13 protein-coding genes are annotated in these 14,452 nt (G+C 67.8%); 7 read left to right on the forward strand and 6 right to left on the reverse strand.

Features of this window, described 5'->3' with window-relative positions:
* Window positions 1-3: 3 nt before the first annotated feature.
* Entirely contained in the window at window positions 4-1,131 is a 1,128-nt protein-coding gene (locus ACFYPD_RS25370) for a ScyD/ScyE family protein (protein WP_387118254.1), read from the reverse strand.
* A gap of 209 nt (window positions 1,132-1,340) precedes the next feature.
* On the opposite strand from ACFYPD_RS25370, the gene ACFYPD_RS25375 reads away from it, so the two are divergent.
* Window positions 1,341-1,526 carry a hypothetical protein gene (locus ACFYPD_RS25375; RefSeq protein WP_387118257.1) on the forward strand — a complete coding sequence of 62 codons (186 nt, stop codon included), beginning with the start codon at window positions 1,341-1,343 and terminating at the stop codon, window positions 1,524-1,526.
* 281 nt (window positions 1,527-1,807) lie between these two features.
* On the opposite strand, the gene ACFYPD_RS25380 is transcribed toward ACFYPD_RS25375, so the two are convergent.
* From ACFYPD_RS25380 to ACFYPD_RS25390, 3 genes are all read right to left on the reverse strand, one after another.
* The gene (locus tag ACFYPD_RS25380) at window positions 1,808-2,962 is read right to left on the reverse strand and encodes an NAD(P)/FAD-dependent oxidoreductase (protein WP_387118260.1); all 1,155 of its coding nucleotides are present in this window, start codon (window positions 2,960-2,962) and stop codon (window positions 1,808-1,810) included.
* A 66-nt stretch (window positions 2,963-3,028) separates the two neighbouring features.
* On the reverse strand, window positions 3,029-3,901 hold the full coding sequence (sigJ, locus tag ACFYPD_RS25385) for an RNA polymerase sigma factor SigJ (RefSeq protein ID WP_387118264.1): 873 nt from the start codon (window positions 3,899-3,901) through the stop codon (window positions 3,029-3,031).
* Window positions 3,902-4,312: 411 nt separating this feature from the next.
* On the reverse strand, window positions 4,313-4,522 hold the full coding sequence (locus ACFYPD_RS25390; protein ID WP_387118267.1) for a hypothetical protein: 210 nt from the start codon (window positions 4,520-4,522) through the stop codon (window positions 4,313-4,315).
* A gap of 891 nt (window positions 4,523-5,413) precedes the next feature.
* On the opposite strand from ACFYPD_RS25390, the gene ACFYPD_RS25395 reads away from it, so the two are divergent.
* From ACFYPD_RS25395 to ACFYPD_RS25405, 3 genes are all read left to right on the forward strand, one after another.
* Complete coding sequence (locus tag ACFYPD_RS25395) at window positions 5,414-6,133, forward strand: hypothetical protein (protein WP_387118270.1); 720 nt, start codon at window positions 5,414-5,416, stop codon at window positions 6,131-6,133.
* Between the two features lie 269 nt (window positions 6,134-6,402).
* A complete protein-coding gene (locus ACFYPD_RS25400; RefSeq protein WP_387118273.1) occupies window positions 6,403-6,810 on the forward strand; it encodes a 2-keto-4-pentenoate hydratase in 408 nt (135 codons plus the stop codon).
* Window positions 6,811-7,549: 739 nt separating this feature from the next.
* The gene (locus ACFYPD_RS25405) at window positions 7,550-8,329 is read left to right on the forward strand and encodes a restriction endonuclease (RefSeq protein WP_387118276.1); all 780 of its coding nucleotides are present in this window, start codon (window positions 7,550-7,552) and stop codon (window positions 8,327-8,329) included.
* A gap of 356 nt (window positions 8,330-8,685) precedes the next feature.
* Here the strand turns inward: ACFYPD_RS25405 and ACFYPD_RS25410 are convergent, their stop codons facing one another.
* Both ACFYPD_RS25410 and ACFYPD_RS25415 read right to left on the reverse strand, forming a co-directional pair.
* Window positions 8,686-9,153, reverse strand: coding sequence for a hypothetical protein (locus tag ACFYPD_RS25410; RefSeq protein WP_387118279.1), 468 nt, complete (start codon window positions 9,151-9,153; stop codon window positions 8,686-8,688).
* Window positions 9,154-10,312: 1,159 nt separating this feature from the next.
* A complete protein-coding gene (locus ACFYPD_RS25415; RefSeq protein WP_387118281.1) occupies window positions 10,313-11,194 on the reverse strand; it encodes a TauD/TfdA family dioxygenase in 882 nt (293 codons plus the stop codon).
* A 162-nt stretch (window positions 11,195-11,356) separates the two neighbouring features.
* Between ACFYPD_RS25415 and ACFYPD_RS25420 the strand changes: the two genes are divergently transcribed.
* From ACFYPD_RS25420 to ACFYPD_RS25430, 3 genes are all read left to right on the forward strand, one after another.
* Entirely contained in the window at window positions 11,357-11,770 is a 414-nt protein-coding gene (locus tag ACFYPD_RS25420) for an NUDIX domain-containing protein (RefSeq protein ID WP_387118284.1), read from the forward strand.
* A 10-nt stretch (window positions 11,771-11,780) separates the two neighbouring features.
* Window positions 11,781-13,037, forward strand: a complete 1,257-nt coding sequence (locus ACFYPD_RS25425; protein ID WP_387118287.1) for a helix-turn-helix domain-containing protein — start codon at window positions 11,781-11,783, stop codon at window positions 13,035-13,037.
* 443 nt (window positions 13,038-13,480) lie between these two features.
* Window positions 13,481-14,014 (forward strand): hypothetical protein, encoded by a 534-nt coding sequence (locus ACFYPD_RS25430; RefSeq protein WP_387118290.1) that lies wholly within the window; start codon window positions 13,481-13,483, stop codon window positions 14,012-14,014.
* Window positions 14,015-14,452 lie beyond the last annotated feature (438 nt).

Consider the following 14,452-nt stretch of genomic DNA (forward strand, 5'->3'; position numbering starts at 1 on the left):
TAGCTAGTCGCGCACTCGCAGCCGCAGCACCTCGCCCTGACCAACCATCGTGCCCTTGTTGGAGATGTAGATCGTGCCTTCGTGGGCGACCGCCACGCCCGTGGGCGTGACGAGGCCGGCCCGGGCGAGTTCGGTGCGGGTGCCGTCCCGTTCCACCCTGGTCAATGCGCCAGTCGCATCGCCGCTGAGTAGGCCGTTGGCGAAGATCTCGAGGACAAGCAGTCTGCCCTTGTTGTCAAAGGCGATATCGGCGATGTTCGTGAAGCCCTCGGCGAAGACGGTGGGCGTCTGGCCGGGCACGACTCGCCACACCTTCGCTCCGCCGACGGGAAACGGGAATCCGGTTAGCTGGCCGACGTAGAGCGCCCCGCCGGGACCCGTCGTTACTGTGGTCGGCACGAACTGCATCGGGATGCCCGGTCCGCCGAAGGGGTTCGGCGTCGGCGTCGTCGGGAAGACGGCGAGTGTGGAGATGCGACCCTGGCGGTCGAGTCGCAGCAGGTCGTTGCCGCCCGCGTCGGTCACCACGGCGCCATCCCGGTACGGCAGGAGGCCGTACGGATTGCTGTCCGGCCCAGTGCCGGGCTGGTCGCGGTCCGGGTTGTTTGCCGCCTCGTACCCGGCCAGGTCGGCGAAGGCGCTGGCGCCCGAAGGCCCGACCCGCACGGTCTGGCCGATGAGCGCCCCGGCGGGACCCAACTGAGCCCGGCGCTGCGGGTCCGTGCCCAGGCCGATGGTGACGAGCGGGCCTGCCTTGGTCAGCGCGATGTCGTGCGGTCCGAGGACCTCGGACTGGTTCATTGTGCCCAGTGACGGGAGGCCGGTAACGACGCGTTTCTGCTGTCGCCCCCAGACTGCCGTGATCGCGCCCGTGGCGCCGAGACAGAAAGTCTGACCCTGCCCGCCGATGATGCATGGTCCCAGGCCGCCTTTGCCGGCCTCGGCGACGAGCACCACTCCCCCGGGCGCCACAGCCAAACCCCTGGGGTTGTCGAGCCCGGTGGCGACCACCGTCATCCGGTCGGCGCCGCTCTTACTTGTGGCCGCCGTCGCCGCGCTGGGCGGCGACGCGACGACGAGTCCGGCAACGACGACAACAGCACTGGTAACCCGGAGCTTAAGCCTCACCATTGGGTCTCCTCCTGCCTGCTTGGACCATGGCGCATACCTCGGCGACAACTGTCGATGACGCTAACGAGGTTTCGGGTCCTGATCGCTGACGGTGTCGGGTGTACGACCACCAACGCTGCCGGACACGCCGCACGGCGGGCTCGCACTCGCGCCCATATCCGCAGGCCAGCCGACTACCGGTTCACCCGCTCGACCATGGCAGGTGCCAGATGAGGCAGGACCGCAACAAGATCAGCCGGTCGCTTGCCGCACACTTCCGGAGGATGTGGGCATCACACGACATCCGCATCCGGCACCAAAGACTCAAACGCCTGCAGCGCCCTGTCGTCGGCGCACTCGAACTGACCTACCAGCCCCTCGCACTGCCATCGCAGAAGCCGCCCAACGCTGACTGATCACATAGGACTCCCACTACAAGAGCGCCGGAGAAAGCTGGATTCGCCGGTCACGACCGCCGCAGCCGCACATGATCAGGTGCACGCTCATCGGCACGATCGGACGCAGGGTTTCCGCGAGGGTCGGTCGCGGTGGGTCGCGCTCGGTCGGCGGCATGAGCGGATGCCCCTCGCCGATCTCAGATCCTGCGTTCGGCTCCTGCGCCGCCACGTCGCCGGCCAGGCGGGAGCCGGGGAACGCGGCAGCCCGATGAGCCGCCGCGTTCTGTAGGGGTGTGGGTTCACGCCTCGGGGGTTGCCTTCTCCTCATGGCGGGGGAAGAAGGGAAGCTCGATGTAGACGCGGTCGGCGGCGGCGAGGATCTTCGCGGCGTCGTCGACCGGCGGGTGGATGGCGTGGTTGATCCGCTTCTTGACGTCCGCGCCGGCGGTGCCCGAGGCCATAACCCTGCGGTCCCAGCCCCGGGTGAAGACCGCACCGGCGCCGCCGAGGTCCAGGCAGGTGACGTACGGGCCAGGGGTGAAGTCGCGCAGCGGCACGTCGAGCAGGTCGGCAGCCGCGTTGTACCCCGCGACCTTGCCGAGCGGGGTGGCGTGCTGGCAGGCCTGCATGACCGTGTGCTCGGCGTCGAACGCCGCCGCGGCTGTGTCCCCGGCGACGAACACCTCGGGAAGGGCGCGCAGCCGCTGGTCCACCTGCACCCGGCCGAGGTCGTCGAGCTCGTCGGAGATCTGCCGGGTGAGCTCGCTGGCCGTGATCCCTACGGACCAGACCACCGCATCCGCCTCGACCTTGGTGCTGTCGGAGAGGACGGCGTATCCGTCGCCGACCTGCGTCACCGTTGTCCCGAGGCGGCGGTCGACGCCCAGCACGTCCAGCGCCATCTCGATCTCATCACGCGGGCCCGGGCCGAGCTGGTCCCCGACCACCTCCGACCGGTCCACCAGCAGCACTCGGCCCCGTGCGGCCAGCGCGGCCGCGGCCTCCAGGCCGACGAACCCGGCGCCGACGACCACGGCGGTATAGTCCTCCCGGTCGCGCAGATGGTCGGTGAGCCGCCGGGCCCCGTCCAAAGTGTCGATGTCGAAGAGCCGTTCAACGCCGGGCAGGTCCTGGGGCTGAATGAGCTTGCTGCCCGCCGCCAGTACCAGGCGGTCATAGCTGATCTCCTCGCCGTCGGCCACCACCACGCGGCGGTCGGTGTCGATCGTGCTCACCGAGGCCCGCAGATGCTCGACGCCGATCGGCGCGAGGATTCTGCTAAGTTCCACCTTGGCCAGGTCCGGCTCCGGCTCGTACAGACGCGGCCGCAGCACCAGGTGCTCGTTCGGCGCGATGAGCGTGATGCGCAGGTCAGCCTCACCGCGTGCCAGCGCCGCTCCGGCCGCGCCCCACACGCCCGCGAACCCGCCTCCAATGATCACAACGTGTGCCATCTGTTGCCTTCTCTCAGCCTCGCCCCCGGGGATCGGAGGGTTCGGCAGGGAGACAAGATGGCGGGTTCAGATGTGACCGAGGTGCGCGAACTTCTCGGGATTGGCCACTCTCCTGAACGCCGTGATCCGCCCGTCGGCGATCTCCACGGTGTCGAGCCAGACCAACTCGCCGCCGCGGTAGGTTGCCAGGGCCGGACGCCCGTTTACCTCGATGATCTGGAACGCGTCGGGGCGCCTGATCTCGATCTGCCTGACCACCAGCAGGGCGATCGTCTCGGCGCCCCGGACCGGCCTGCGCGCGGCGGTCACCTTGCCGCCGCCGTCGGCGACATAGACGGCCTCAGGGTCCAGCAGCTCGACGAGCTCGGCCATGTCCCCCGCGTCGGCTGCCCCCTTGAACGCCTTGAGCACGCGCTCGGTCTCCGCCCTGGACGCCCTCGGCCGCTCCTCGACGGCGGCGACCCGCGCCCGCGCGCGGGAGGCGAGCTTGCGGCTGGCGGCGGGCGTACTGCCAAGCACCTCGGCGATCCGGCCGAACGGGAAGTCGAAGACGTCGTGCAGCACCAGCGCGACGCGTTCGGCGGGCGTGAGCGTCTCCATAACCACCAGCATCGCGGTGCTCACCAACTCGTCCATGAGCACCTGGGCGCCGGCGTCGGGCCCGGTCAGCAGCGGCTCGGGCAGCCAGTGCCCGACATAGGACTCGCGCCGCACACGCGCCGACTTCAGCACGTTGTAGGACGTACGGGCTGTCACGGTCACCAGCCAGGCCCGCAGATCTCGCACCTCGGACAGGTCTGCGGTGGCAGCGCGCACCCAGACCTCCTGCGTCACGTCCTCGGCCTCGGCCACGGAGCCGAGGATCCGGTAGGCCGCCCCGAAGACCGCAGGGCGATGCGATTCCCAGTCGGCCTCCGCCAACCTGCCGGCCAGCGCCACCCCCGACCTCCCGCCCCCTCAGTGAATCGACCTCCGATTCTAAGGGACGCCTCGTAACCCCGGTGTCTGTCTTTTGAGGACGGTCTGGTCAGGATGCCTGGGTGCAGCCGGAGGCGACCATCGCTTACGCCCGCCCGACGAGCGGCCCCGCACCACCGGGAACCCGCCCACGTTGACGCACGGCGCCGCGACGAACTGTCGCGCCCGCCGATCCACCGCCAGTCCCCGGACAGCGGCGAACGGCGCAGCAGCTGCACCTGCTCCTCCGTGGCCTCCGGCACCAGCGCCCCGGCTACCCACGTGCCGTGGGCGTCCCGCCCGGCCCGCACCACCGCCACGCCGCTCGGCGGCCACCACCCGCGCCTCGTGGTCGAGGCGCAGCGGCAGCCACGGGTCCGGCTCGGCCACGGCTCAGCCTCCCGGCGGTGGCTCGGGGACCACGGCGACCTGCACGCCCTGGACCTGCACACCGCCGTCGGGGCGGGACACCGGCAGGCCGGCCAGGCTGCGGATGAGCCGCTGGACGATCAGCACGTCGTCGTGCAGCTCCAGCTTCACGAAGTCGCCGCCAAGGTCGATGCCCACCGACGCGAAACACTCGCGCAGCTGGGTCAGGGTCACGCTCTCCGGCGTTCCTCCACGTGAACGCGGCGGCCTCGACCCGGTATTCTGCGGGCTCCGCCGCCGACGCACCTAGATGCGTAACGGTGGGACCGTAACCGTCTTGATCGCCGAGCACAAGATCGCGCCGGACGCTGTGGCGGACGGCCCGGCTCAGAGCCGGTGATCCCACGGTGATCCCACGACGGCAAACAGCCCGAGAAACGATCAAGGCCGCTAACCTGAGTTCTGCCAGGTCAGCGGCCCAAAGTCTGTGTCGTTCGTACTGGTGTCTGAGGATCGACACGAACCGACTCCCAACGCGGGCTACACCTTCTCGGCGCCATCCCGCTTGGCTGAGAGCCACACTATTTGGACCAGGCGGGGTCCCGGCCGACACCGAGGCCCATCTCGATGCCCGGCCCTACTCACCTGGCACGCCTATCGTTCGGGGCGGCCACCTAAGTAGGCCGGTTGCTGATCGCCCAGATGAAGCTTTTCGACGGCCCGCCGCCAGGCCGCCAGGCCAGCCCCTCCCAGCGACGGCCGCTTGACGTTCAGCCGCCGGACTATCGATACGTGGCGGCCACGCCGGTCGTGGTTGTGCTCATCGAACCGGTTTCTCATGATCATCGCAGTCCCCGTACATGCGATGCCCGTTGTCTTATTCGCTCACAGTAATCGACGAGGGCGGACGGCGGCAGACCAGAGGATGACAGCAGTCACCCGCCCAGCACGACCGGCAAGGGGTTGCCCAGGCATACCCCGGCGAGCAGCGCGACAACGGTCCCGATGCCCGTGGTCCGGACCGTGATGTCGGCCGTTCCGGCAGGCAAGCCACCGGAGTGGACCGAGTTGACGCACTCCAGAAACAGTGTTCCCACCGCAACTCGCGAAGGAAGGAACGGGTTAGTGAGCATCGGCTTCGGCACTCGTGCGCGGGTCGGCCACATCTATCCGTCGGGTGGAATCTGTGACTATGAGATCCAGATGATGGCACCGGACGGTATCCACTTCCTCACCACGCGATTGCCCTTCAGTCGAACGGGGCTCGACGACGACCGCGCGATGACAGCGGGGATAGAGCAGGCCGCGGCGTTGCTGTCGCATGCCGAGGCGGACATGATCGCGTTCAACTGCACCGCTGCCAGCATGCTTGTTGGAGCCGACGAGGTACGGGCACGGGTGGGCGCTGCCACGGGAGGAATTCCGTGCGTGTCGACGATCGAGGCCGTGATCCAGGCACTGGGGTACATCGGGGCGACACGTATTGCACTCCTCGACCCCTACCCGACCGAGGTTGAGGAGGCAGAGATCGCCTATCTCGCGGGTCAGGGTTTCGAGGTGGTCGATCATGCGGGCCCGGCGTGCTCCACTCCAATCGAGCAGGGGATCATCCCACCCGAGGAGTGGATCGCCATTGCCTCCCGGGTCGACGCCTCTGCCGCCGACGCCGTGCTGGTCAGCTGCGCGGGTACGCAGACCGCGCGAGCCATCTCCGGGATCGAGGAACTGACCGGCCTGCCGGTCGTTACCAGTAACCAGGCGCTGCTGTGGCTGGTGCTCAGGACGCTTCGGATCCACGAGCCGCTTCCCAACTACGGTCGATTGCTGTCCTCGGCTCGCCCATAGTCAGATTGCGCCGCATCCGGCGGCGTACGCCATCGAATGCGCACAAACCCCCGGCGATGCGTTGGAAAGATCCACCAGGTCGAGCTGCGCGGCACGTTGCTGCTCAGGAAACTCCGGTCCTCGTGGATCCGGCTGTACTCGTGCTCATCCATGCGCACAACGAAGAAGAGCGCCGAAGAGCTCGCCGGCAACACGCAAGGCTGCGCCCCGTTCCGGCAAGCGGAACACTCCGCTCGGTAAATGGACGTGTGATCGCCACGGTGTGCAGCATGGACGTCACCCTTGCCGACCCTCGGGCAACGGTCGACGCGGCCGCGGAGCGCCTCCGCACGGCCGCACGTGACCGGATTCCCTGCCCACCGTTGCGCGACCTCATCGACCCCGACGACGTCACCACGGCGTACGCAGTGCAAGAGCGGCTGAGCGAGCTACGTCTTGCCGGCGGAGCCAAGGTGGTCGGACGCAAGATCGGCCTGACGTCCCCCGCCGTCCAGGCCCAGCTCGGCGTGGACCAGCCTGACTTCGGTGTGCTGTTCGACGACATGGCGTTCGCCGCAGGCGCCGAGCTGCCCACCGAACAGCTGCTGCAACCCAGGGCAGAGGCGGAGATCGCCTTCGTCCTGGGAGCGCTGGTGATTCCGGCCCTCGACCGGCCAGGTGGCGTAGCCAGTCCGTGACACTCACGCCTTACTGCTTAGCCCAGTAGCGAAAAACCTCCTGCACCTCGGAGTGCCACGGAACTCCACCGTCGTCAAAGCCCTTGCCTGGGGCGCCGGTATCTGACTTGACCACGAGGGCAGCGAGTGAGGGCTCTCCAGCTTCTATGCATACGTCGGAAAGTTCATCAAGTACCCGCCCCATGTGGTGACTGAGGGAGACACCCGTCATGCCGATGGCCAGGCCTAGCTCCTTGTACGTCACCAGCGAACGCCGACGGGCGGCGAGGATAAGCGCCGCTCGCGCCTGAAAAACCTGTCGTTCTCTAGCTGTCGATGTCACATCGTCATACTGCCTCCGCGGATGCCGGAGGAGAAGGCCTGGAACGGACGGTAGTACGGCGACGAACTGGTCCGCCTGCCCTCGGCTGGACCGGCAGGGGCGGACAGGGTGAGCGCCAGGCGGGAACGGGCGAATTTGCCGGGTCACCAAGACGGCCGTCTGATAATCGGGGGCATGTGGGAGGAGGTCGACGTGCGTGCGTTGGAGGTCTGGTCGACGGCCGGTCCTTGCTGGTGCCCGTCGACGAGGACGGCGTCCCGCCCAACGTGATCGACCAGAAGTGCCTTATGGCAGCGGAGCAAGGAGTGCAGTTCACCATGATGGACCGGCACTCGGCCCGGAAGGGATCTCGACCATGCCCCACAGCAGTCCTCACAGGGGGCGGTCTCCGCTAGCTAGCGCTGCGATACTTCCGGCGTGAGTAGCCTCGACAACTCTTGCGCCCCGGCGTCGCCACCGCCTGCACCGCGGGCGGTCCGATCCTGGCAGGAGGCCGAACACAACGCCGCCGCGTGGATGCGGTACTGGGGCTATGCGGACGCCGTGGCCGCCCCCGGCGGTTCCGACGGCGGCATTGATATCCGGGCAGGGGACGCGCTTGCGCAGGTCAAGTACAAGGCGGCCCAGGTCGGGCGGCCGGAGCTGCAGCTCCTATTCGGCGCTCGGGGCCACGTCACGACCAAGCAACTGATCTTCTTCACTGGCAGCGACTACGCTGCCACGGCCGTCGCGTACGCCGCCGACCACGACATCGCACTGTTCCTTTACGAGCTCGACGGCTCCATGAAGCCGGTGAACGAACTGGCCCGTCGCATCAGCACCATCACGGCGCCAGTGCGGAGCAAAAGCGTCCCAGCCGACTCCGTGCTGTCCGAGAGCGGCGTGACAGTCGCCAGGTCCGCGCTTGGTCGATCACGCTCTATACGATCTGGCGCGGCGAATGCTGGCTCTTCTGAGCCTTTGCCCCCAGGTCTAGGCCGGATCTTGCTGGGGGTCGGGTTATTCATCCTGCTGTTCTGCATCGGGTCGACAGTCAGCGACCCGGTCAAGGGTGCCTTGGCCGGCGTCGCACTTGTACTCCTGGTGTGGGGCGCATCTACAAAACGCTCGCCTCGGCTGCCGGACCGGAGCCGGGACGATGGGGGTCTGCCCCGGTTGTTCCGGCCGGCGGATGGCAGCGACGGCCAGCCGCAGTAGGCCGCTCACGGCCGACCTCATGAACGCAGGACGTTAGCGCCGGGCGATCTAGTCCTGAAGCTCACGGTGCCGGAACTGTTCTCGGCGCTCCGTCCGTATCCACGACCTCGGGCGACTGTCTGACCTGTCTCGATTCTGGTCTCGTTCGCCGGCGTTCGGACCGCTTCGCCCACGGGCGGGGCGTAGCCGAAGACCTACTTGCGGACGCTGCTGTTGGCTGCCGGACATCGGGTCGCAGACCTCGAAAGCATGTGAGGGGCAAACCCTCCGCAGCTTCAAATCCCGTCGCCACCGCCAGTGATCGAAGCGCCCGGGCTCCTCCCGGACTATTCCTCTTTTCACTCCTGGGAAAATCGTCACCTACGCTGACGGCAGTCACCCGGGACGTCGAATCCCTTGAACATCTCGCCGAGGGCGCTGAGCCGGTTGTCGAGCTCCTCGGCGGTCGTCGCGTCGAAGGCAAGCCGGGCTGCCCGTTCGGCGCTCGGCACGACCAAGAGTCCGGCGTCGAAGCGTAGCCGCCATACGACGTCGAGATAGTCGAGCGCTGCTACGAGGCTCAGCGGGGACGTGACGACTGCAGCGGGCTGGGCGGCAGGCTCGAGCCAGGCTCGCAGGCGGTGTAGGTACTCGTCGACCGACGATACGTTGCGGAAGCGACGCACGAATGGTGTGGGCTTCCAGACCTCGTTACCGACGCCGCCGGTGCTCAGCCAAGTCGACGGCTCTCCTCGGATGATCCCGGGCAACAGCCGGATCAACGGCTTGTCCTGAAGACCGAGGTCGCTTAGCACTTCAGGGCCAGACAGGCTCACCTCGATCACGTGCGTCGGCCGTATGGGGCCTTGGCGCGACGGTCGGCCAGCTCGTTAGCACGGCGAGGAACATGTCCACGACGCCCGCATGGGCAGGCAGGTGGGCGAACCCGGCGATCGTTAGCCTGACGGTGCCGTGCGGGGGTGTGCGGTTGCCCTTGCGGATCAGCGGTTTTCGGGCCAGCGGGTGGCCCAGCCGACCATCGGAGATGCTCGGCATCGACCCTAGGACTGCGTCGACGTCGAGCCCCAGATCATCCATGCGTGCTTCGACGTACTGACCGGATCTTCGACCCAAGCGGTACCTACAGGAACCGACTTCAAGGGCCGGTGTCAGACGCGGGTGAGTCGGTGGTCGAGGGCGGGGGCGCGGCGGGGCTGCTGGGGTCACGTGGAGCAGGTCTCTAGTGCGGGGTGCGGTCACGCAGCCACCCCAGAAACCGGCGGTGGAGTAGACCAGCGGGAGCCCAGCCCATGTCCTGGCTCGCAGCAACCATGCAGGAGCCCATGTATAGGGCGAGGGAGATGGGGGCGCGTTCGAACTCGGCTCGCAGCTCGTGGCGTCGTGTGCGGCAGGGCCAAGGGGCACCGCACCCGGCGCAGGTCCAGATCGGCAGAACGGGTCCGTGCGTTGTCATGACGCCTCACCGGGCCAGTGCCCTCGTGTGAGTGGTACCCGGTGTCTCGACCGGCAGGGCGGTCCACAGCCGCACTGGCGCACTGACCTGACCTTCCTCCGTGACCACACCTGCCGGTGTCTACGTTCCATGGCCAGGGTGTAGGAGGCGATCTGCTCAGCTGACCCGATCTCTGATTGCCGCCGGCGGGTCTCCTGGATGATGGCCACGTCGCACTCCTCCTGCTGGTGATCTCATGCTTCCGGCTACTGACAGCGCTTTTGGGGCCGCCCTGGCTGGCCGTTCGCGCGCGGATGTCGGCCGGCGTGGAATCGCCTGACGGCTATGGGCGCCGGTGTCCCGGTTCGCGCATCGCGATCTGCCTGGCCGGCTGTGGGCCTCGCGGCGGGGTGCATTCCGGGCAGCTTAGGGATGCGCCGCAGCTGCGGCACCATTGCAGCGAGCGCTTGAACGTGAGCAGGCCGGCGAGGAATCCGAGCACAAGGGCTGCGCTGATGGCCACGATCGAGGTCAGGTTCATGGCGCGCCTTTTAGGACGCCGGTGTCGGCATTGTTGATTCGGTCCAGTGCTGGGCGGGCGCTGGTGTGCATCCGCAGACCCTGGGCGAGGTCGTGATGTGGTGTCGACGACTGCGGGCGGCTCGCAGGGCGCGGTGCGGAGCCTCTGCTGGGCAGAAACCGCTCGGCAAACGATCGGTGGATAGCGGGTCACCGATGATGCGCAGCATCATGCGGTTGCCGGTGAACCTGGTTCTGCCGTGGAGCCAGCGGTCGTTGAGCAGGAAGTAGCCGTGACCGGCACCTAGGTCGACTGGAATGGTCAGCTGCTGGACGAGCCTGCGAAGTCGATCGATAGACGACAGGAGCATCGGCGAGAATCGTGCAAGCTCGTCGAGGCGAAGCCGGACGGTAATTCGGCCTTCGGTCGTCTGTTCGAACACCGCGCCGAGGTGGCCGGAGCCTCCGCCGAAATACGCCGATCGGGGCATGGACAACGCCGCGAGCATGGCGGGTTCGGTGCGGACGATCTCATCGTAGAGTTCGCGTCCGTCCACCAGGTGACTGCGTCCACCGGTCTGCGCCGGTCGTAGACATGCCAGCATCAGGACGCCCGGTGGCCGGCATACGGCCGATCCTTCGGTGTGGGGCCAGAGCTGGCGATCGGTGAAGCCGGCGAGGCTGGTTCTTCCGTCTTTGGACGCTGGCCGCCGGGCGATGGCCGTGACCCCGTCGGAGTCGCTGTCGCGGTGCGCGCGGATGCTGATCAATGACCGGGCCGCACGGAGCAGATGGTTCCGTTCGATTCCGCCCTGGAAGATCGTGATGCCGTGCGTGGTGAGGCCATTCAGGATGCGAGCCGTGCTGTCCGGGTCGCGTAGATCTACGTGGGGCAGGTCGTTAAAGTCGCGCATTTGGTCACCTCCGGCGGGGTCGCGTTGCCGCGTTCACCATGGCTGCACCTACCGCAGGCATCAAGTGACGGATTGTCAACGCGGAGCCGCCCGGTGCCGAGCCAAGACCGTGCTACGTTCCGGACGGTCTAGAGCCTTGCACCAGTGGAGGGAAGCCGGCCGATGAGCTACCAGCCGCACCTGTTCCCTGTCTCGGTCAAAGGCGTCGTGGTCCGCGACGGCCGCGTGCTGTTGCTGCGCAACGAGCGCGACGAGTGGGAGCTGCCGGGCGGGAAGCTGGAACTCGGTGAGGAACCGGCGGAGTGCGTAACCCGGGAGATCCTCGAAGAGGTCGGCTGGGCGGTAACCTCTGGCCCGCTGCTGGACGCTTGGCAGTACCACATCCGCGACGACGTCGATGTCCTGATCATCACGTACGGCTGCCACGTCGGCGCCGAGGCTGACCCGGTCGTCAGCCACGAGCACAAGGAAGTCGGCCTGTTCACGGAGGCCGAGGCCGCGGCGCTGTGCATGCCCGACGGGTACAAGAGGTCCATCGCGACCTGGTACGCCAATCTCAGTACCCGGATCATGTAGGCGACCGACGATGCAGTGCGGCGGTTGCGGGGCGAAGGTCGGCCGCCGGGGCACGTCGCCGTTGTGCCCGGCTTGCCATGCCATCGCCGGTGCCGCCCTGCCGGTCCCTGTCCGGCGCCGTGGCGGCTCGGCCTTGTGGTTGTGGACCAGTGACACCGCACGGGCGGCGTTGGCCAGCGGCGATCTCGCGGCCATCATGCGCGCCTACCGGGTCGCGACTGGTGTAAGCCAGCGGCGTCTAGCGGAGTTGCTCGGCTACGACGCGACCTACATCTCGATGATCGAAACGGGGCGGCGGGAGATCAGCGATGTCGCGGCCCGGCTACGTATCGCCCGCCACCTCGGTCTGCCTGCGCACACGCTCGGGGTAAGCGACCCCGACGACGCCGACTTCACCGCGATGCTCCAGTTCGGCGAGTCGACGATCCGCCTCGCCGCGATCGCGCGACAGTCCGGGCACGGCGCCGACGCCGTCAACGAGCTCTGGCCGCTGGTCAGCCGCCTAGAGAGCCGCGTCGCCGACGGGCATGTCGAGCGGGAGGTGATGCTCCTGCTTGCCCGTGCCCGCGCCGAGCTCGGCGTCTCACTCGGCTACGTCTTGCCCGAGGAACGACTCGTCAGCGCCGCCCGATGGACCGGCCGGGCGCTGTGGCTGGCCGAACACCTCGACGACCAGGACCTGCTCGCCTTCACCCTCCGAGTACACGGCAACGAGCTGCGCAAGGTCGAACGGCATACCGCCGCCGTCGCCCGACTTCAACGCGCAGTGGAACTTGCGCCTGATCTCGACCGAGGTGCCGGCCTGGTACAGCTCGCCCGAGCCACCGGCGAACTCGGCGACCCCGCCCTGTTCGACCACGCCATCACCATCGCCTGGCGACTGGTCGACGCCAAACCCGGCACAGGACTCACCAGCCTCCATGCCCTCCACGAAGTGCACCTGCGCGGGCTGGTCCAAACACACCGACCCGACCTGGCCACCGAGCTGCTCGATCGCCACCGCATGTCCATCGCCGCCATACCACCCCAATGGCAGGCGATCCTCCAGGTCACCACCGGCGAAGTCCTTCTGGCCCGCGCCGACACATCCCAAGCTGAAACGGCGTTCCAGGCTGCCATCACCATCGCCGAGGAGCACCGCCTACCACACCAGATCCAGCGCGCCTTCCGGGCCTGCACATCGCATCTCCCCGCTGTCGGAGAGCTCGCGCGCCAGGCGCTGGAAAGGCTCCGCATCCCCGAGTCGGCCGGCAGGCAGGCCCCATAATCCGCATTGTTGGGCGCCGCGGGGATTTGCTGGTGGGCCGCCGCCGGTGGGCCGGCACGCCAGCAGCCAGGAGCAGCACAGCGCGGACAAGCCATGCCGTGCGGCGGAGCACCCTTGTCAGCAGGTCGACACCACGTCGGCCGCACCTGGTTGGTCGACCCAACCGACCTCGCGTCCACTGCGGCGAGCCGAGTCCGCTCGCCCTGTGCCAGAAGGGCAGTCCCCGCCGTCCCGATCTAGGCAGACGCGCTCCGGCCGGCCAGAGTTCCTCCATGAGCGACCACACCTCGGTCATCCGTCCGACCGCTGGTTCCTTTTATGGCGGTGTCATAGATTGCTGCCTCTCCGCCCATCTCGAGAGGTGAGAAGGGCATCGACATCCAGAGGAACGAAGAATGGTGCATGAGTCCGCTCCGCCCCCGCCGCCGGACCAGCCGCCGTCCGTGGGTGAACCCGTCGGAGGCGGGCCCGTTGAAGGTTGGCCTGCCGCGACGCCGACCGCACCGCGACCGGTCCGTGAATGGATTGTGCTGGGCGCCGGCCTCGCCGCCATCATTGGCTCGTTTATGCCCTGGGCCAAGATCAGCGCACCGATCCTCGGCACGATGAGCGTGTCCGGTGTCGACGGCTCGGACGGCTGGATCACTGCTGGACTCGGCCTCGTGATGACCGTCTACGCCGGGTTGACCCTGCGGGGCCAGCGGATGCCCATCGCCGTGCCGGTCCTTGCCGGTCTCTCCGCCCTCGGATTGCTCGGGATCGGGGTGTGGAAAATCGCCGAGCTGCAGTCGAAGGAGGCGGACATGCGGGCGAGCATGTCCGGTAGGGATGATCCTCTGGGCATCGGCAAAGCGATGAGCGCCGCTACCCAGATGAGCGTCGGCTCCGGGCTCTGGTTGCTCACGCTCGCGGGGCTGCTGGGCGCCGCCACCATCGCGGTGGTCATGGTTAGCCGCTACCGCTCCGCCAGCACCTGACGAGGTTGGGGGCACCTTCGCCTGCGGCACGCTTGTGCACCCGCCAGATTCAACCCGGGGCGGGAGCTAATTCTCCGGCCCCGGCTTGTTGTGCTAGCGCCCACGGATGCGCCACTACTCAGAGGCAGGAGGCGGCGGACGGGTCTCCGACGTCCCTGCTCCCAAACTGCTCCCAATTTATGGGGTGACAACGGAGAAGCCCGTTACCGGTGGCTCCGGCGACGGGCTTCCTACCTGCGTATATCGATGGTGGGCGATACTGGGATCGAACCAGTGACCTCTTCGGTGTGAAACAGGACGCTGCACCGACTCTGACCTGCGGAAACGAGAGGCCGCAGGCAGGGGTGGGTGCAGTTAGCTGCTGTTCCGTGCGGTTGGATGCCGTTCGGAGCCGTTCAGGACACCCGGTTGCTCCCAACCTGCTCCCCCAAACCGGGC

It is taken from the genome of Micromonospora sp. NPDC005299 (assembly GCF_042872345.1).
Lineage (GTDB): Bacteria > Actinomycetota > Actinomycetes > Mycobacteriales > Micromonosporaceae > Micromonospora.

What these genes read in the sequence shown, in the direction of transcription:
- ACFYPD_RS25380 (WP_387118260.1), bottom strand. Translation starts at nt 2,962, where the DNA reads ATGGCACACGTTGTGATCATTGGAGGCGGGTTCGCGGGCGTGTGGGGC.
- ACFYPD_RS25415 (WP_387118281.1), bottom strand. Translation starts at nt 11,194, where the DNA reads ATGCGCGACTTTAACGACCTGCCCCACGTAGATCTACGCGACCCGGAC.
- ACFYPD_RS25375 (WP_387118257.1), top strand. Translation starts at nt 1,341, where the DNA reads ATGAGGCAGGACCGCAACAAGATCAGCCGGTCGCTTGCCGCACACTTC.
- ACFYPD_RS25370 (WP_387118254.1), bottom strand. Translation starts at nt 1,131, where the DNA reads ATGGTGAGGCTTAAGCTCCGGGTTACCAGTGCTGTTGTCGTCGTTGCC.
- ACFYPD_RS25425 (WP_387118287.1), top strand. Translation starts at nt 11,781, where the DNA reads ATGCAGTGCGGCGGTTGCGGGGCGAAGGTCGGCCGCCGGGGCACGTCG.
- ACFYPD_RS25420 (WP_387118284.1), top strand. Translation starts at nt 11,357, where the DNA reads ATGAGCTACCAGCCGCACCTGTTCCCTGTCTCGGTCAAAGGCGTCGTG.
- ACFYPD_RS25400 (WP_387118273.1), top strand. Translation starts at nt 6,403, where the DNA reads ATGGACGTCACCCTTGCCGACCCTCGGGCAACGGTCGACGCGGCCGCG.